General features: G+C 66.5%; 16 protein-coding genes. 13 read left to right on the top strand and 3 right to left on the bottom strand.

Annotation, left to right across the window (positions count from 1 at the left end):
• Nucleotides 1-466: 466 nt before the first annotated feature.
• Genes ACPEES_RS12125 through ACPEES_RS12110 form a run of 4 tightly spaced genes read left to right on the top strand, consistent with a single transcriptional unit; the run spans nt 467 to nt 4,560 of the window.
• Nucleotides 467-1,615, top strand: a complete 1,149-nt coding sequence (locus tag ACPEES_RS12125) for an aldose epimerase family protein (protein ID WP_435103752.1) — start codon at nt 467-469, stop codon at nt 1,613-1,615.
• Between the two features lie 36 nt (nt 1,616-1,651).
• Nucleotides 1,652-2,743: a sugar ABC transporter substrate-binding protein gene (locus ACPEES_RS12120; RefSeq protein WP_435103751.1), complete on the top strand. Its 1,092-nt coding sequence runs from the start codon at nt 1,652-1,654 to the stop codon at nt 2,741-2,743.
• 3 nt (nt 2,744-2,746) lie between these two features.
• Nucleotides 2,747-3,775, top strand: coding sequence for an ABC transporter permease (locus tag ACPEES_RS12115; RefSeq protein ID WP_435103750.1), 1,029 nt, complete (start codon nt 2,747-2,749; stop codon nt 3,773-3,775).
• Nucleotides 3,772-4,560 (top strand): ATP-binding cassette domain-containing protein, encoded by a 789-nt coding sequence (locus tag ACPEES_RS12110; RefSeq protein WP_435103749.1) that lies wholly within the window; start codon nt 3,772-3,774, stop codon nt 4,558-4,560. The genes ACPEES_RS12115 and ACPEES_RS12110 overlap by 4 nt, the downstream gene beginning before the upstream one ends.
• Before the next feature lie 390 nt (nt 4,561-4,950).
• Here ACPEES_RS12110 and ACPEES_RS12105 read toward each other — a convergent pair whose 3' ends face one another.
• Complete coding sequence (locus ACPEES_RS12105) at nt 4,951-5,721, bottom strand: SDR family NAD(P)-dependent oxidoreductase (RefSeq protein WP_435103748.1); 771 nt, start codon at nt 5,719-5,721, stop codon at nt 4,951-4,953.
• Between the two features lie 348 nt (nt 5,722-6,069).
• Between ACPEES_RS12105 and ACPEES_RS12100 the strand changes: the two genes are divergently transcribed.
• From ACPEES_RS12100 to ACPEES_RS12075, 6 genes are all read left to right on the top strand, one after another.
• Nucleotides 6,070-6,981 carry an SMP-30/gluconolactonase/LRE family protein gene (locus tag ACPEES_RS12100; protein WP_435103747.1) on the top strand — a complete coding sequence of 304 codons (912 nt, stop codon included), beginning with the start codon at nt 6,070-6,072 and terminating at the stop codon, nt 6,979-6,981.
• Nucleotides 6,978-8,525, top strand: a complete 1,548-nt coding sequence (locus ACPEES_RS12095; protein WP_435103746.1) for an aldehyde dehydrogenase (NADP(+)) — start codon at nt 6,978-6,980, stop codon at nt 8,523-8,525. Before ACPEES_RS12100 ends, ACPEES_RS12095 begins: the two co-directional genes overlap by 4 nt.
• Nucleotides 8,526-9,428: 903 nt before the next feature.
• Nucleotides 9,429-10,319, top strand: coding sequence for a cysteine synthase CysM (gene cysM, locus ACPEES_RS12090; RefSeq protein WP_435103745.1), 891 nt, complete (start codon nt 9,429-9,431; stop codon nt 10,317-10,319).
• The gene (locus ACPEES_RS12085; protein WP_435103744.1) at nt 10,319-11,098 is read left to right on the top strand and encodes a 3'-5' exonuclease; all 780 of its coding nucleotides are present in this window, start codon (nt 10,319-10,321) and stop codon (nt 11,096-11,098) included. The genes cysM and ACPEES_RS12085 overlap by 1 nt, the downstream gene beginning before the upstream one ends.
• Before the next feature lie 26 nt (nt 11,099-11,124).
• Entirely contained in the window at nt 11,125-12,456 is a 1,332-nt protein-coding gene (gene rlmD / locus ACPEES_RS12080; RefSeq protein WP_435103743.1) for a 23S rRNA (uracil(1939)-C(5))-methyltransferase RlmD, read from the top strand.
• A 41-nt stretch (nt 12,457-12,497) separates the two neighbouring features.
• Entirely contained in the window at nt 12,498-13,094 is a 597-nt protein-coding gene (locus tag ACPEES_RS12075; RefSeq protein WP_435103742.1) for an NUDIX domain-containing protein, read from the top strand.
• A 6-nt stretch (nt 13,095-13,100) separates the two neighbouring features.
• Here the strand turns inward: ACPEES_RS12075 and ACPEES_RS12070 are convergent, their stop codons facing one another.
• Entirely contained in the window at nt 13,101-13,871 is a 771-nt protein-coding gene (locus tag ACPEES_RS12070) for a hypothetical protein (RefSeq protein ID WP_435103741.1), read from the bottom strand.
• Nucleotides 13,868-14,365 (bottom strand): hypothetical protein, encoded by a 498-nt coding sequence (locus ACPEES_RS12065; protein ID WP_435103740.1) that lies wholly within the window; start codon nt 14,363-14,365, stop codon nt 13,868-13,870. Before ACPEES_RS12065 ends, ACPEES_RS12070 begins: the two co-directional genes overlap by 4 nt.
• A 382-nt stretch (nt 14,366-14,747) precedes the next feature.
• Between ACPEES_RS12065 and ACPEES_RS12060 the strand changes: the two genes are divergently transcribed.
• The 3 genes from ACPEES_RS12060 to ACPEES_RS12050 all read left to right on the top strand — a co-directional run bounded on the left by ACPEES_RS12060 (nt 14,748) and on the right by ACPEES_RS12050 (nt 18,033).
• The gene (locus tag ACPEES_RS12060; protein ID WP_435103739.1) at nt 14,748-15,536 is read left to right on the top strand and encodes a methylenetetrahydrofolate reductase; all 789 of its coding nucleotides are present in this window, start codon (nt 14,748-14,750) and stop codon (nt 15,534-15,536) included.
• 91 nt (nt 15,537-15,627) lie between these two features.
• On the top strand, nt 15,628-16,683 hold the full coding sequence (locus ACPEES_RS12055; RefSeq protein WP_435103738.1) for a D-alanine--D-alanine ligase family protein: 1,056 nt from the start codon (nt 15,628-15,630) through the stop codon (nt 16,681-16,683).
• Nucleotides 16,684-16,941: 258 nt separating this feature from the next.
• Nucleotides 16,942-18,033, top strand: coding sequence for a hypothetical protein (locus tag ACPEES_RS12050; protein WP_435103737.1), 1,092 nt, complete (start codon nt 16,942-16,944; stop codon nt 18,031-18,033).
• Nucleotides 18,034-18,152 lie beyond the last annotated feature (119 nt).

Below are 18,152 nucleotides of genomic sequence, written 5' to 3'. Positions count from 1 at the left end.
GCGAAGAGCCGGGACGTCGGCTACCGGGGCAGCCGACCTACGAGCGTTGATCTGGTGTCGTGGATTGGAACCGCGTAGGTCGGGGACCGCCGCTGGCGGTGCCCGACATCTGCAGTGGCAATGACCCCAACGCCCGCGATAGTGCACATCACAGGCCCTGGTCGGCTGCCCGGAGCCGTCGATCTCGAACGGCATAGCCCGTGGTCGACGCCGTCAGCGACCGTGGGAGGTAGAGGGGATCGCACCGTGCTTGGCAAAGCCATAACCATACGGATATGAATTTATGGGACAAGTCGTATTTGTAGGTTATGGGTGACCCGCTATGGTTGGAGGCAAGCCGGTTCGTGCGTAGCCACGTCGGATTGCCCGCCCACGGCGTACGGACGGCGTTTGGATAACGAACAAGACAGATCGAGGACATGAGCCCGCGTCAGCGCGGCTCATTCACCGCAAGGAGGAGGAGACTATGCGATCGTTGTCTCGCACCGGTATCGCCGGGACGTTGCTGGTGTCGGCCGTCGGCATGGCCGGCGGCGCCGCCCACGCCATGTCGGTCACACGTGCGCCTTTCGGCACCATGCCCGACGGCACACGCGTGGACGAGTACACGCTCACCAACGACGCCGGCATGGAAGTCGGCGTTCTGACTTACGGCGGCATCGTCCAGTCCGTCACGGTGCCCGACAAGAACGGTGAATTCGAGGACGTGGTTCTGGGCTTCGACCGCCTCGAACCCTATCTCGACAACGCGCCGTACTTCGGCGCTCTGATCGGTCGCTACGGTAATCGCATTGCCGGGGGTGAGTTCGAGCTCGGCGGCGAGACCTACCGGATTCCTGCGAATAACGGCCCCAATGCCCTGCACGGCGGGCCCGACGGTTTCGACAGCCGCATCTGGCAGGCCCGGCCCATCGAAGGGGCGGAATGGGTGGGTGTGGAGCTCAGCCTGCTCTCCCGGGACGGGGACATGGGCTTCCCCGGTGACCTCGCAGTGACGGTGCGCTACACGCTCAACCAGCACAACGACCTGCGCATTCACTACACGGCGTTGAGCGACGAGCCCACCGTGGTCAACCTCACCAATCACGCCTATTTCAATCTCGCCGGCGCGGGCGAGGGCGACGTCCTCGACCAGGTCGCCATGATCAATGCGGACCGGTACACGCCGGTGGACGAGACGCTGATTCCCACCGGGCGGTTGGCGCCGGTGGCGCAGACGCCGTTCGACTTTCGCACGCCCAAGGCCATTGGTGAGCAAATCCGCGACGACCATGTCCAGCTCCAGCGGGCCGAGCCGGAGCACGGGGGCTATGACCACAACTGGGTGCTGAACACCGATGGCGATCTGGACGCTCTTGCCGCCCGCGTGGTCGATCCGGCGTCGGGGCGGGCTTTGACGTTCTACACCACCGAACCCGGGGTTCAGTTCTACACCAGCAACTTCCTCGACGGATCGCTCGCGGGCAAGAACGGTGAATCCTATGCCCACTGGGGCGGTTTCACGCTGGAAGCGCAGCATTTCCCGGATGCGCCCAACCAGTCCGATTTTCCGTCCACCCGGCTCGAACCCGGGGAGCCGTACCACCAGACAACCGTCTTTCACTTCTCGCCCTGAGGCGGACGTTTCGCACTGTGACCGGAGGAGAGTGACATGAGCAACGAACCGCAGGATTACCTGGACCTGGAAGACGTTCCATCGCCGTCCCGTCGCGCTCTGCTGCGCCGTGCCGCCGGCAGCGGCGCGCTGCTGTCGGTGGCGGCTACCCTGGGGCTGCCCAGCGCTGCCCATGCGGCCGATCAAGGCGCTTATCCCTCGCATCCGAAGTGGAACTTCGTGTTCGTGAACCACGTGTCCACGAATCCGTTCTTCGTGCCCACCCAGTACGGCATCGCCGATGCCTGCGCGCTGCTCGGCTGTACCTACCAGTGGACCGGCTCGCAGACGTCCGTCGCCAGCGAGATGGTGAATTCGATGAATGCCGCCATCGCTTCCAAGGCCGACGGGATCGCCGTGGCGCTGGTGGACCGCAACGCCTTCAACGCGCCGGTGGACCGGGCCCTGAAACAGGGCATCCCGGTGTTCTCCTACAACGCGGACGTCGACAACAACCGTCTGGCCTACGTGGGCCAGGAGCTGTTCCTCGCCGGCAAGGCGGTGGGCCAGCGGATGGTGGAGCTGGTGGGCTCCGGCGAGGTCGCGGGTTTCATCGCCACGCCGGGCCAGCTCAACATCCAGCCGCGTCTCGACGGTGCCAAGGCTGCCATCGAGGAATCGGGCAAGGACATCACGCTGCACGAGACGGCCACCGGGGCGACCATCAACGAGGAATTCTCGCGGGTGGAGTCGTTCTACCTCGGCCACCAGAACCTCAAGGGCATGTTCGCCGTCGATGCGGGCAGCACCGCGGCGGTGGCCAAGACCATGAAGAAGCACGGGCTGCGCGAGAAAGGCGTGCGCGGCGGCGGTTTCGATCTGCTGCCGGGCACGCTGACGGCCATCGACGAGGGGTACCTGGATTTCACCGTCGACCAGCAGGCTTACCTGCAAGGGTTCTACACGGTCATGGAGCTGTTCATGTTCAAGGTCTCCGGCGGCCTTACCGGCCCGGGCGACATCAACACGGGCCTGAAGTTCGTGACTTCGGAGAACGTCACGCCTTATCTCGAGACGGAGAGCCGGTTCCAGGGCAATGCCGAGGCGTCGAAGCTCCTTGAGCGTTCCGGTCCCATCGCTGTCGGGTGAGTCATGGCTTATCAGGAAAACGTCAATACCACAGGTGTAGTCCGCCGGCGCCCGGGAGGGGCGCCGGCGGGCGGATGGCGCCAGAAAGCGATCCTGCTGCTGCAGTGGCGTGAGGCCAGCATCATGCTCGCGGGCATCGCGCTGGTCATCTATTTCCAGTGGACCTCGCCGTACTTCCTGTCGGCGGACAACCTCGGCGTACTGGCGCAGTTCGCCGCGGCCACGGCCATCATCGCCGCCGGCGAGGTAATGGTGCTGGTCAATCGCGAGCTCGACCTTTCCGTCGGCCAGGTCTACGCGCTGTCACCGCTGGTGATGTACTTCGCGCAGCAGGCGGGCGCACCGCTGCCGCTGGCCATCGTACTGGCACTGGCCGCTGCCGCATTCGTGGGGCTCATCAACGGCGCCATCACGGTGGGACTGCGCGTGCCCTCGTTCGTGACCACGCTGGGGATGCTGTTCTTCGTCAACGGCTTCAATCTCACGATCTCCGGCGGCTTTCCCGTCCAGCCCGAGGCGAGTGCGTTCTGGGCGACGCTGTTCGGCGGCAACATCGTCGTGCAGATCACCTGGGCCATCGTGCTGGCGATCGTCTTTCAGTTCGTGCTCACGAAGACGCGCTGGGGGCTGCACACCATTGCCACCGGCGGCAATCCGCTGGGTGCCGCGGAGGTGGGCATCCGCACCGGCCGTGTGAAGATCGGTAACTTCATGATCTGCAGCCTGCTGGGTGGCTTCGCGGGTATTCTCGACGCTTTCCGCATCGAATCCGTGGATCCGCTCGCCGGCGGAACCGAGATCATGTTCATGGCCATCGCTTCGGCGGTCATCGGCGGCACCCTGCTGACCGGGGGATCGGGCACCGTGATCGGCGCGTTTCTCGGTGCGGTGGTGCTCGGGATTCTCAAGGACGGTTTCACGATCTCCGGCGTCAATGCCTACACGTTCGACATGATCCTGGGGCTGGCGATCGTCGTGACCATGATGATGAACGTGCACCTGAGCCGGATTCGAGCGGGAGGCAAGTCATGAACGAGGCGACCAACGCCGACGATATTCTGCGTGGGGAGCACCTGTCGAAGTCGTTCGGCGCGGTGAGGGCGCTGGACGACATCAACATCCGGCTCGCCCGTGGGGAAGTGCTCGCCCTGCTGGGGGACAACGGGGCCGGCAAATCCACGCTGATGAAGATCCTCACCGGCTTTCATCCGCCCACCAGTGGCTCGCTGTACATCGACGGCCAGCCGGTGACACTGGAATCGGTAATCCACGCCCGGTCGCTGGGCATCGAACCGGTCTACCAGGACCTGGCGCTGGTCAACGAGCTCAGCGTCTTCCGCAACATGTTCCTGCGACGGGAGATCACCCGGGGGGGTGCCCTGCGTATTCTCGACGATCGGGCCATGCGCCGCGCCGCGGAATCCCATCTCCAGCGCATGGGCGTGAACGTGCCGTCGGTGGACGTGGAGATCTCCAAGCTCTCCGGCGGTCAGCGCCAGGCGGTGGCGGTCGCGCGTGCGGTCTACTCCGACGCCCGCATCCTGTTGCTCGACGAGCCGACGGCGGCGATGGGGGTGCGTGAGAGCGCGTTGATCCTCGACGTCATCCGTCGGCTCAAGGAGCACTCGGAGGTATCGGTGATCATCGTCGCCCACAACTACGCCCAGGTGTTCGACGTCTGCGACCGCATCAACCTGGTCCAGGACGGGCGCATCACCTTCGATCGGGCGACCCGGGAGACATCCATCCAGGAGCTCACGGACCTGGTGGTCAACGAGTACCGCTCGGCGAGCGAGGCGGCCGGGGCCACTGCCTGAACCATCCGGCGCGGCACGGGCCGGCGCCCGCAGGGCGCCGGTCGTGTACTAACCTTTGCGACAGTATTGCCATGTCTCAGTGGCCGTGTCCGCCGCTGTTCGCTTCGACAGGCCTTCGTGGGTATGCCGCCACAACGGGCTTGCGATATCCCGAGTCACTCGCCTCGATGGTCAGTGGCGCGAGGAGCGACGTGTAGCAAGGTCACCATGAGCGACGAGCAACGCAGTCCACAGCGGCGCACACGGCCACCCGCAGGGCGCCACTGCGCGGCGCCTCGGCGGCGTTGCGCTCGCTTGACGTGAGCCTCGCCACGCCGGCGCTCCCGCGCCTTGCCGAGACACCGCGCAGTGGCGCTGAGACCTGGCAATACTGTCGCAAAGGTTAGTAATTCAAACCCAGCCGCCGTCGACGATGAACTCCTGGGCATTGCACATGGCGCTGTCATCGGCCGCCAGGAACACCGCCATGGCTGCCACGTGCTCGGGCTGGACCCGGCCCTTGAGGAACTGGTTGGCGTCGATGACTTTCTCCCCCTCGGGGGTGACCCACAGGCGTTTCTGGCGATCCGTCATCACCCAGCCGGGCACCACCGTGTTCGCGCGTATGCCGTCGCCGCCGAGATCCCGGGCGAGACTGCGGGTCAGGCCGTGGGCGGCCGCCTTGGCGCTGGCGTAGACAGGCACGTTGGCGGTGCCCATCCGCCAGCTCACCGAGCCGAAGTTGATGATGGAGCCCCCGCCGAGGCGTCGCATCTGCGGTACCACCGCCTGGGCGGCGAAGAACATCGGGCGCTGGTTGATGGCGATGCGGTCGTTCCAGTACTCCAGCGTGACCTCCTCCAGGCGGTGGCGATCGTCGTTGGCGGCGTTGTTGACGAGCACGCCGACGTCGCCGAGTGCGTCGCGTGTCTCGGCGATGGCGCCCTGCAGTGCGGGCACGTCACGGATATCGCAGGGTATGAACAGCGGCCGCCGCCCCGTCTCGCGCTCGATATCGGCCACGAGCCGGTTGCTGTCGTCCTCGGCGATGTCCACGAACGCCACCTTCGCCCCCTGTGCCGAGAATGCCCGCGTCAGACTGGCACCGATGCCGGTGCCGCCGCCGGTTATGAAGACGACCCGGCCGTCGAGGCTGGGGTAGATCGCAGTCTGGGATGTCATCTCGTCCTCCGTTCAGGTATGCATATTTTGTTATCAATCGATAACCAAGTTAACGGTATGGGTTATACAGTGCTATTGATAGCACTTGTGGAACGGCTTGTCAGCCGTCATCCAGTCAAGCCGGCACGGCATCTGCTACCAACAATCCCGGGTGTCCGGTTTTTTCTCGGATATATGGAAATCTATATAAGGCCTTCAGAAAAATGACATTTAAAGGTTATCGACGTGCTTCTATGCTGAACCCGGTGCCGCGGACCCCTGGCAGCTACTAGAAGTGCGTGGACGGGTGTCGTCACCGTGCGCCCGGAATCGATCCACGCCGGGTGGTCGTCAAAGCGAGGAGAGACTATGAGCCAGCCACAGATACCGGTGCCGGAACGTGTCTGGGACGGGCGCGCACGCCTCGGCGAGGGGCCCGTGTGGGTACCGACGCTCGGTGCCGTGCTGTTCGTGGACATTCACGCAGGTTACCTCTATCGCCATGACGTGGCAGATGGCGGGACCCGGGGCTGGCCGTTGCCGGAAGCATGCTGCTGGCTGGTGGCGCGGGCCGACGGCGATGGCTTTCTCGCCGGGCTGCGCTCGCGCATCGTGCACCTGCGCCTGCACGAGCACGGCCCTGAAATCGTCGCCGAGGTGGCGAAGCCGGAGCCCCACCGTCCGGGCAACCGCTTCAATGACGCCAAGGCCGACCCTGCCGGTCGGGTGTGGGCGGCGACCATGGACGATGCCGAGCGCGAGCCCACCGGGAGTCTCTACCGCATCGACGATGCCGGTGTGACCGTCGTCGACACGGGCTACGTCGTCTCCAACGGACCCGCCCTCAGTCCCGACGGGCGGACCCTGTATCACACCGACTCCCTGGCGCGAACCATTTACGCCTTCGACCTCGGCGCCGACGGCCGTCTTTCCAACAAGCGCGTCCATATCCGCGTGGACTCCTCCGAAGGGGGGCCCGACGGCATGACCTGCGATGCGGAAGGGGGGCTGTGGGTGGCCCACTTCGGCGGAAGCTGCCTCTCCCGGTTCCTGCCGGATGGGCGCCGGGATATCCGCGTGCCGTTGCCCGCGCGGCGGGTGACCTCGTGCACGTTCGCCGGCGAGGCGCTCACCGATCTCTATATCACCACGGCCTCGCTCGGGCTTGACGACGATGCCGGCGCCGGCGGCGGCCTCTACCGGATTCGCCCCGGTGTGCGCGGGTTGCCCGCGGCGTGTTTCGGGACACCTATCGACAACCTTACGGAGGGGACGCAATGACAGTGCACATTCGCCACATGATCGGTGCGCGGGTCAGCGCGGACGCCTTTGACGGCGGCGCCGTGCCCGAGGCCACCGACGGCGAGGTGAACGCGGCCTGCCGCGAGGCCGCCGCTGCCTGGCCCGATTATCGCGGGCGCACCCTGGAAGACCGGGCAGCCTTTCTCGATCGCGCCGCCACGGAGATCGAAGCCGTCACCGACGAGCTGGTGGAGACCATGCCCGCCGAGACGGCGTTACCCGAAGGCCGGGTACGCGGCGAGCTCGCGCGCACCGTCGGCCAGCTGCGCCTGTTCGCGACGGTGGTCCGGCGCGGCGATTTTCTGGGGGCACGGATCGACCGTGGGGATGCCGAACGCACCCCGCCGCGACCGGACATCCGCCAGTACCGCGTTCCGCGGGGCCCGGTGGCGGTGTTCGGCGCGAGCAATTTCCCGCTGGCGTTCTCCGTCGCCGGTGGTGACACCGCTTCGGCCCTGGCGTCGGGCTGCCCGGTGGTGGTCAAGGCCCACCCGGGGCATCCGGCCACCAGTGCCATCGTGGCGGCCGCGCTTCGGCGCGCGGTGGTGGCCACGGGTATGCCGGATGGCGTTTTCAATATCGTCTACGGCGGGGGTAATGCCGTGGGCGCCGCCGTGGTGCAGCATCCCGACATCACCGCCGTCGCGTTCACCGGGTCATTCCGTGGCGGGAGTGCGCTGGCGCGGCTCGCGCAGGAACGCGCCGTGCCGATTCCCGTGTTCGCCGAGATGGGCAGCGTCAACCCGATGTTCCTCCTGCCGGAACGCCTCGCCAGCGCCGCGGATGAGCTCGCCGGTGGCTATGTCGGGTCGGTGACCCTGGGGGCAGGGCAATTCTGCACCAATCCCGGGGTGGTATTCGCCGTCACCGGTGATGGGCTGGAGCGCTTCTGCGACGCGGTGGCCCGGGAAGTGGCGGAGCGGGAGCCGGCGGAGATGCTGCATCCGGGGATCCAGTCCGCCTACGAGGCCGGCGTGGAACGGCTCGCGGGCATCGACGGAGTGCGCGCGGTCGCCGCCGGCGGCACCCAGCCGGGACGCGCCTCGGCCTGTGTGTTCCGCGTCACCCGGGCGGCGTTCGAGGCGAATCCCGCCCTGGCCGAAGAGGTCTTCGGTCCGGCGTCGCTGATCGTGGAGCTGGACAGCGCCGAGGAGATGCCGCCGGTGGCGGCCGCGTTGCCGGGGCAGCTCACGGCCACCGTCCACGGTGCCGACGGTGAGCTGGCACGGGCAGGGGCGCTCGTCGACTGCCTGACACAACGCGCCGGACGGGTGCTGTTCAATGGATTCCCCACCGGCGTCGAGGTCTGCGATGCCATGGTCCATGGCGGGCCCTGGCCGGCCACCACGGACTCGGCGACCACCTCGGTGGGCACGCTCGCCATCGAGCGATTCCTGCGCCCGGTCTGCTTTCAGGATTGCCCGGCACCGTTGCTGCCGTCGCCGCTGCGCGACGACAACCCGCTGGGGCTGCGGCGTCTCGTCGACGGTGAGTGGAGCGACGCAGCGTTGCCATCGGCCTGACACCGTTTTCCCTCCAAACGCGAACGGCGCCGGCGGACTCCCGGCGCCATTCGCGTTCAGCCGCTACCCCACGACGGCCGAGACGCCCCTGACATACACAGCTCGACGTGCAAATCTCAAAGCGGCAACCGCCGCATAGTGGTGCGGGGACGCACGTTGGCCAGCGCTTCGCGCTCGCCAACCTACGGCAACCGCTGGCGCCGTTTGCGTTTGCGTCCCGACGGCCATGACCTCTCTGAAACACGCAGCTCGAAGCGCAAAGTTCAAAACGGCAAGCGCGCCCGGCAACCGCGGTGCCGTAATGCGGGAACGCACGTTGGCCAGCGCTTTGCGCTCGCCAACCTACGGCAACCACGGTAACTGCTGGCGCCGTTCGTGTTTGCGTCCCGACGTCCATGACCTCTTTGAAACACGCAGCTCGAAGTGCAAAGCTCAAAACGGCAAGCGCGCCTGGTAACCGCGGTGCCGTGATGCGGGGCGCGCGCTGGCCAGCGCATCCCGCTCACCGACCGACGGCGTTGCTGGCGATCGGGTAGGTCGGCTGCACTCGGCAGCCGACATCTGTGCTACGGCGACGCGCCCGGATTAGCTACACGACAGCGCGCCGCCGAGTGGCGGGGCGGAGGCTTTCGACACGTATCGCCATGCTTTGGAGCCGTTGTGCGGTTTGTCGACAAGGCGCATGAGCGGCCGGCGTCGCGACCCACCGTCGAGCCGGCGCAACAGCCGCCGGCGAGCGCCGCACGACCACTCCCTCCGGGCGTTCGTCAGCGCGCTCGGGAGCTGCATTGCCCGCCGCTCGTGCGGACCTTGCGGCACCTCGCCCCTCGCGACTTGCCACACGCGCGTTAGCGAACGCCGAGGCATGGCCATGCTTGTCGAAAGGTTAGTACAATCCCGCGCATGGATTATCCGACCATCGAAGATTACGTCGGCGGTACGCCGCTGGTGCGCCTGCAGCGGCTTGCCGATACCGGCTCGAACACGGTGTTGCTCAAGCTCGAAGGCAACAACCCGGCTGGGTCCGTCAAGGATCGCCCCGCGGTCAACATGATCCGTCGCGCCGAGGAACGCGGTGAGATCCGTCCCGGGGATACGCTCATCGAGGCCACCAGTGGCAATACCGGCATCGCGCTGGCCATGGCCGCGGCGATCCGCGGTTACCGCATGGTGCTCATCATGCCGGAGAACATGACCGCCGAGCGCCGTGCGTCCATGAAGGCCTACGGTGCCGAGCTCGTGCTCGTCTCCAAGGAGCAGGGCATGGAGGGCGCGCGTGACCTCGCCGAGAGCATGCAGGCGGAAGGTCACGGCCGGGTCCTGGATCAGTTCGCCAACCCGGACAACTGGCGCGCCCACTACGAGAGCACCGGCCCGGAGCTGTGGAACGCCACCGGCGGGCGGATCACCCATTTCGTGAGCTCCATGGGCACCACCGGCACCATCATGGGGGTGTCGCGGTACCTCAAGGCGTGCAACGAGGCGGTGGAGATCGTGGGCGTGCAGCCCGACGATGGTTCCAGCATCCCCGGCATCCGCAAGTGGCCCGAGGCCTATCTGCCGCGTATCTTCGAGCGTGAACGCGTCGACCGTGTCATCGAGGTCAGCCAGGCCGAAGCCGAGGAGATGACGCGGCGTCTCGCCGTCGAAGAGGGCATCATGGCGGGTATCTCCTCCGGCGGCGCGCTCGCGGCGACGCTACGCCTTGCCGAGGACCTGAACAACGCCACTATCGCGACCATCGTCTGCGACCGCGGCGACCGTTACCTCTCCAGCGGCGTCTTCCCGGACTGATGAACGTCTTCGCATTCGATATCGAGACGGTGCCGGACGTCACCGGTGGGCGGCGATTGCTGGGTCTCGACGAGTCGCTGCCCGACAGTGACGTCGCCGAGGCGATGCTGGCGGTGCGCCGTGCCGACACCGGCGGCAGCGATTTCCTGCGCCTGCACCTGCATCGCGTGGCCGTGATTTCCGTGGCCGCGCGCATCGGCGACAAGTTCCGGGTGTTTTCCATTGGCGATGCGGAGACCGGCGAGGGCGAGGTGATCCAGCGCTTCTTCGACGGGCTGGACCGGTACGTCCCGCGCCTGGTCTCCTGGAACGGCAGCGGTTTCGATCTGCCGGTGCTCCACTATCGGGGCATGATCCACGGTGTGAGCGCGCCCCGCTATTTCGAGAGTGGCGACAACGACCAGGCGTTTCGATTCAACAACTACCTCAACCGTTTCCACGAACGCCACACGGACCTCATGGACGTGCTCGCCGGCTACCAGCCCCGCGCCAATGCGCCCCTGGACGAGATGGCCTCGCTGTGCGGTTTTCCGGGCAAGATGGGCATGAGCGGCGCGAAGGTGCGCGAGTGCATCGAGGCCGGTGACTACGAGGCGGTTCGCAACTACTGCGAGACGGACGTACTCAACACGTACCTGCTCTACCTGCGCTTCGAGCTGCTGCGCGGGCGCCTGGACCGCACCGGCTACGATGAAGCCTGCGCTCTGGTGCGTGATGCGCTCGCCGAGGCGAAACTCCCCCATCTCGACGAATTCCTGGCGGCCTGGCAGGAGCGCTGACCGCCACCCCACCGACAAAGGGTTCCATGGCACGACGCAAGCGACGCATTCCCCGTGAGCCGGTGGAAGCGGTGATCGAAGGCTTCAGCCACGAAGGCCGGGGCATCGCCCACGTCAACGACAAGACCGTATTCGTGGACGGGGCGCTCGCCGGTGAGCGGGTGCGGTTCCAGTACGTGAAACGCCACCGCCGCCGCGACGAGGCCCGCACCCTGGAAGTGCTGGAGCCGGCGGCCAATCGTATCGAGCCGCGTTGCCCGCATTTCGGCCTGTGCGGGGGCTGCAGTCTGCAGCATCTCTGCGACGAGGATCAGATCGATCACAAGGCGGGAGTGCTCGCCGAGCTCTTCGAGCACGTCGGCCGCGTACGCCCGCAGGAATGGCTGGAGCCATTGCGGGGACCGGTCTGGGGCTATCGCCGCAAGGCTCGCCTCGGCGTGAAATTCGTGCCGGCGAAGGGCGACCGCGTACTGGTGGGCTTTCGCGAGAAAATGAGCCCGTTCGTGGCCGATATCGGCGAGTGCCACGTGCTCGACCCCCGGGTGGCGGAGCACCTGGGCGAGCTCGCCGAGCTGATCGGGGGGCTGTCCATTCGCGCGCGGCTCGCGCAGATCGAAGTGGCGATGGGCGACGAGGTGGGCGGGCTGGTGTTCCGGAACCTGGATCCGCTCACTGATGACGACCGCGCCGCGCTCGTTGCGTTCGGCCAGCGTACCGGGCTCTACGTCTACGAGCAGCCCGGCAACGAGTCCACCATCGCACCGCTCTGGCCGGAGGCCCCCGAGCTTACCTACCGGTTGCCGGCGTTCGATCTGGAGCTGCGCTTCGACCCCAGCGACTTCACCCAGGTCAACGGCGAGATCAACCGCGACATGGTCAGCCGGGCCGTCGAGTTTCTCGAACTGGAGCCGCATCACCGCGTGCTGGATCTCTTCTGCGGGCTCGGCAATTTCACGCTGCCGATGGCGCGCCGCGCCGGTCACGTCATTGGCGTGGAAGGCGCGGAATCGCTGGTGGAGCGGGGGCGGGAAAATGCCAGGCGTAACGCCATCGACAACGTGTCGTTCCACGCCGCCGATCTCACCGGCGACGTCACCGGTCGTGAATGGCTTGCCGGTGGTGTCGACCGCGTGCTCCTGGATCCGCCGCGCTCAGGCGCCGCCGAGGTGCTGCCCAACGTGGCGTGGTTGCGTCCCGAGCGTATCGTCTACGTCTCCTGCGGGCCCTCGACCCTGGCGCGGGATGCCGGCATTCTGGTGCACGAGTACGGTTACCGCCTTGCCAGGGCCGGGGTGATGGACATGTTCCCGCACACCGCTCATGTCGAGAGCATCGCCGTGTTCGAGCGCGGCGACTGAGACAGCTGGCGGCGGGTCTGTCCGCGCAGAGAGGGAGTCGCATGCACTACGAGATCGTTGACGCCGAGGACGCCTACGACGGCTACTTCCGCATCCGCCGCTACCGCGTGCGCCATGCCCAGTTCGAGGGGGGCATGGGCCCGGAGCTCGACCGCGAGGTCTTCGAGCGCGGCCACTCCGTCGGCGTTCTGCCGTACGACCCGGCGCGCGACGAGGTGGTCCTGGTGGAGCAGTTCCGGGTGGGCGCGCTGGAGGCGCCCCGGGGGCCGTGGCTGATGGAGGTGATCGCCGGCATCATCGAGCCGGGGGAATCACCCGAGGCGGTCGCCCGGCGGGAATCCGTGGAGGAGGCGAACTGCGAGCTCGCGGACGTGCTCTCCATCTGCCGTTATCTGGTCAGCCCCGGTGGCACCTCGGAGCAGGTGCATCTGTATTGCGCCCGCACCGATACCAGCAACCTGGGCGGTGTGCACGGGCTCGCCGAGGAGGGCGAGGATATCCGCGTGCACGTGGTGAGCTTCGACGAGGCGATGGCGATGGTGGACGACGGCACCATCCACGCCGCCATGCCGCTCATCGCGCTGCAGTGGCTCGCCCTCAACCGGGAGCGCGTGCGCAGCCTCTGGGGCGCGGACTGAAGCCCGCTACCGCACCCGCTCCACTCTCAACTCGATGCGCGCAGCGGATTTCGCCGTGCGCCAATGTCCGGCCCGATCGCCGCTGCTGACCCCGCCCAGGGGAATCCATTCACCCAGGCGCCCGCTGACCGTGGTTACCACCTCGCGTTTGCGCGTGCGTTCGCCATCGGGGCGCTCCCGGCGTACCGCGATCTCGACGCGTACGCGCTCGCCGTTGAGGTACGGTACAGCGTAGAAGCCGTCGGGCATATGGCGGTAGGCGGGTGCTTCCGCGTAGCCCGCACCGCGTCGGCCTGCCCACAGCCAGCGGCTGCCGGCGGGCACCGTCATGCCCGTATCGATGCGTGCGGCATGGCCTTCGAGCGTGCGTACGCGCTGGTTGCCGGTCTCGTCGCGCTCGCTGTGGGTGCGGCGGATCTCCAGGTGGCCGGAGGCACCGTCGTTGCCTACCTGGCCGCGCCCTTCGATACGCCGTTGCTCCCGGGTGGCGCGCCCGCTGTGTCGGACGCTGACGAGCAGATTGGCCAGCGGCCGGTCGAGCGTCGCCACCGCTTCGCGCATGCTGGCGATCTCGCCGGGCTCGCCTCGCACGATCAACCGGAACCCGTCCGCCGCCAGGCCCACGCCTTGCGGTGCCAGCTCCCGTAACGCAGGGAGAATCGTTTCCGCGGGCCGGTGTTTCAGCGTGATGGTGTCGATCGCCGCCAACGCCTGGTTGCTGCAGGCAATGATGGCCACGGCGAGGATTGCCGCCACCCGTGCCGTCGCCCGCCTCATAGCTGCAGCCCCCGGAATTCGGTGTGCGGGTCGCTCTCGGCGTAGAGTGCCTCGAACGTTTCCGCATACGGTTTCGCTCTGCCGGGCGAGTCTTCGCTTGCGACACCGTCCGGCCGCCCGCCCTGAGGCCGGTCGATGACATGACGGCCATCGATGATCAGCAGGGCGCGCGGGGAGTCCGCGTGCTTCGGGCGCAACTGGCGCAGCTCGAAGACGCTGGGCAGCCGGCGGGTGAGCGGTATCAGCCGGCGGCTGTAGCGCACTGCGGCCTGGGCGTCGGCGACCAGTATGCGCACTCGGGCGTCGCGGCGGTCGAGCGCGAACCGTTCGACCGCCGCGACGAATGCCGGCCGGTCATAAAGCTGGGGCTCCAGGTTCGGCGTAACCACGTCCACCCGGGTGCGGGCCGACGAGGCGAACCGGTCCGTGTACGTCGCCAGGGTCTCGAAATCGGCAATCTGCGAAAGTGCCGCGGTTGGCTCAGCGTCCTGCATGGCGGGGCCCGTTCTGCATCGGTGTTTGCCTGCGTTTGCCTGCAAGCCTACTACTACTAATCCGATCACAGGTAATGCCACATGTCAGCGAGGCTGTCGGGCGTTCTCGCAAGGCGCGAGGAGCGTGGTGTAGCAAGCGCTACATGAGCGACGAGCAACGCCGCGAGAGCGCCCGACAGCCTCGCCCGAAGGGCGCGCCGCAGCGGCCCGGTGGCGGCGTTGCGCTCGCATGGCGTGACCCGGCCCCGCCAGCGAATACCTCATTCCGGGGTGGCTGCCGTGTAGCGCTTGAAAATCGCGTTCAAGGGTTGATATCCGCGGCAGCGCCCGGAAGTCATGAGATGACCGGTACACATCGTGGTCATTGCCGGGCGCGGGATCGATGCACGTAAGCGCGGAAGCGTTGGGTATTCGCAGTGCCGCCCGGCTGATCGAGGCCGGGGCCGAGGAGATACTGATCCCCTGTACCGGAGATCTCGACGAGGCGATCGACAAAGCGGCCGGCGTTGCCGATCCGGTGACCGTGCACGTGCCCGCCAACCGGGTGGACGACGTCGAGCGAGTCGTTGCGCGACTCGATGCCAGCGGCATTCAGCGTGCACTCGTGGTCTCGGGCAATCCGGGGCACGGGGAGGGTGTGCGTACGGTCTACGAGCTCATCGAACGATTCCGGAACCAGGGCATCCACGTATCCGTGGGCGCGTACCCGGAAAGCTACTTCACGCTCACCAGCAGCGCCCACCGTGCGAGGAGCGCCGCCATCGTGCTCGATAAGCAGGCCGCGGGGGCCGAACGGGTGATTACGCAGGCGAGCTTCAGCGTCGGGAACATGCGCCAGTGGTTGCAGACGGCGCGCGCCCGCGGGGTGGTCATTCCAGTGCACGTCGGCGTCATGGTGCGGGTGCCGAGGCGGGTGTTCCAGGCGGTGATGCGTAATGCCCGTGCCGAGGTGTTCTCGCACCCGCGGGTGAGGGCGGCGAACAGAGTCAGCCTGGATCTGTTTCTGCGTATGCTGCGCTCGCGCCTGCCCGACCCGGTCGAGTTCGTTCGGCAGGTGGGTGCCTCGCCGGAGATGGGCGGCGACGACGGCTTCCACGTGTTTTCCTACGGCGCTGATGCCTCCAGGCTGATCGACGCCGCGCGTTCGCTGTCCACGCCGCACGCTTACTAACCGGAGTGACGGGCGTGCCCGCTGGCGTGGGGAGCGTCTATGTTGACTCAGAGGCCTATCGATATTGGGCGGCGCAAGGGAGGCCGTACGCATGGGTGAGACGAGTCCGCATGGCCCGGTCAACGTGGCGGTGCTCCTCGGTGACCCCCGCTATCCCTATCCATACGCCCCCGACGGGCGTTTCGGCGAGGAGGAATACACGGGGGTCGAACGCCTGCGCACCGCTCTGGCGAACCTGAATGGCTACCGCTTTACCTACTTCGACGATCACGACCGGCTGTTCGAGTCCCTGAAGGCCGCCCGTCCGGCGCTGGTGCTCAATCTCTGTGATACGGGCTTCCGCAACAACTGGGACTACGAACGCAACGTCCCCGCGCTGCTGGAGATTCTCGAGCTACCGTATACCGGCTCCGACCCCATGGCCATCAGCGTGAGCACCGACAAAGCGCTGGTGCGCGCGGCGGCGGCGACGCTGGGCATTCCCGTGCCCAACGAAACCTATGTCGACCTCACCGCCGACCCGCCGGTAATGCCGGTGCTCTATCCGGCCATCATCAAGCCGAACGCCAGCGGTGGCAGCTTTGGTATCACCAAGGACTGCGTCGTGAATGATGCCGTCGAAGCGGAGGCGTACATGGCGTGGCTGCGCAGCGTGCTGGAGATTCCCCAGGCCCTCATCCAGGACATGCTCACCGGCACCGAATTCACCGTCGGACTGATCGGCAACCCGGCGGACGGTTTCACCGTGCTGCCGCCATTGGAGGTGGACTACAGCGCGCTGGACCCGGAGTTGCCACCAATTCTGACCTACGCCTCCAAGGCCGATCCGGAATCCCCGTACTGGTCGAAGCTTCAGTTCCGTCAGGCCGATATCGACGACATCACCTGGGCAAAGCTCGTCGAGCATTGCAGCAGGCTTTTCACACGGCTCGGCTTCCGGGACTACGCTCGTATCGACTTCCGCTGCGGCCCGGACGGCGAGCCCCGGCTGATCGATGCCAACACCAACCCCACGTGGTACTGGGACGGCAAGATGGCAATGATGGCCGAATGGGCCGGTTATGACTATGCGGCCATGATGGAATTGATGTTGAAAGCGGCAGAGCGTCGCGTCGGTCTCGCCCGGGCGTCAAACGGTGGTCTCTGATCGCGGGCGCGAATGATGCCCTCGCCCTGGCGCCTGCGTGTCACTCCTATCGGAGTGCTTCCGGTATCGCGCCGACCGTCCGCAGGGTGCAATGGTCGTCGTGCTCAAAGGCACTACGCTTACGTCAGTGGGCTCTGCCGGGATGACCGGACACTCCGCCAGCAGAGCTGGGTGACAACATTGCTGTGACCAACGGGGGAGTCAACGCTCATGGCAGAACAATCACTTGCCGGGCTATTCAGGGACAATCGCGTTCGTGTGCTCGCGGCCGTGGCAATCGTGGCGATACTGGCGGCCATTTACTTCGCTACGCGGCTCCAGGGCCAGCAGGCCGCCTGGGCGCAGGAAAGAACGTCCTTCCAGGAGCGCCTGTCGTCGCTCGAAGCCAACAACGAGGAATTGACCGCCGAGAATGACGAGCTCAAAGCGGTGCACGGCGCCATCGACGAGGCGAACGCCAAGCTGGAATCGTTACAGGAGGAGCTGACAGCGGCGCGCGAGGAACTGGAAGCCGCTGAGAAGGCCCGTGAGCAGGCCGAGGTAGCGGCCGAGGAAGCCGAGGCGCGGCGCTCGGAGCTGGCGCAGCAAACCGAGACGCTACGGTCGCAGGTCAGCGCGAGCGAAGAACGTCTCACTGAGCTGGATGAGCGGATAGCCGGGCGCAACGAACGGCTCGATGCCTTGACCAGCCAGCTCGAGGAGCGCGAAAGCGAGCTCGAGGCGCTCGCCGCAGAGGCCGAGGACGCGGCGACACGGCGTGACGAGGCCGAGGCGCAAAGGCGGCAGCTTCAAGCGAAGATCGACGACGCGCAGAATCGCCTCTCCGAGTTACAGAGCCAGATCCAGAGCCGCAACGATCGCCTGCAATCGTTGGACAGCCAAATCAGTAATCGTGAAGGCGAGCTCGAGAAACTTGCAGATAGGGCCGATGCTGCGGCGACACGACGCGACGAGGCCGAAGCGCAAAGGCAGCAGCTTCAAACGAGCATCGACGACGCGCAGAATCGCCTCTCGGAGTTGCAGAGTCAGATCCAGAGCCAGAACGACCGGTTGAGCTCGTTGACCAGCCAAATGGAGAAGCGCGAAGACACGCTCGCGGAACTGGACGACGACATCGGTAGCGCACAAACGCAGCGTCAGGAGACTCAGACGGAGCTCGAAGACCTGCAAGCGAGCATCGGGCAGGCCGAAGATCGCCTCGCCGAGCTTCAGAGCGAGATCGAGGCCCGCAATCAACGGGCAACCGCCCTGGCGGACCGCATCGCCGAGCGGGAAGAACAATTGGCGGATGTGCAGCAGGATCTGGAAGCCGCCCGCCAGCAACAGCGTAGCGAAGAAGCCGCCGAGTGACAGCCCGGCGAGCGAGGCACCAACGGCCCGTGGAGACAGGCCGTTGGTGTCTCACCGGTGTGAGGACAATGATCAACAGTCGGTCGAACGTATGAGCCCGTGCAGGCGCGCGGCGACGT

This window comes from Arhodomonas sp. AD133, assembly GCF_051195215.1.
Classification (GTDB): Bacteria; Pseudomonadota; Gammaproteobacteria; order Nitrococcales; family Nitrococcaceae; genus Arhodomonas.
This window is presented reverse-complemented; position numbering and strand designations above follow the sequence as displayed.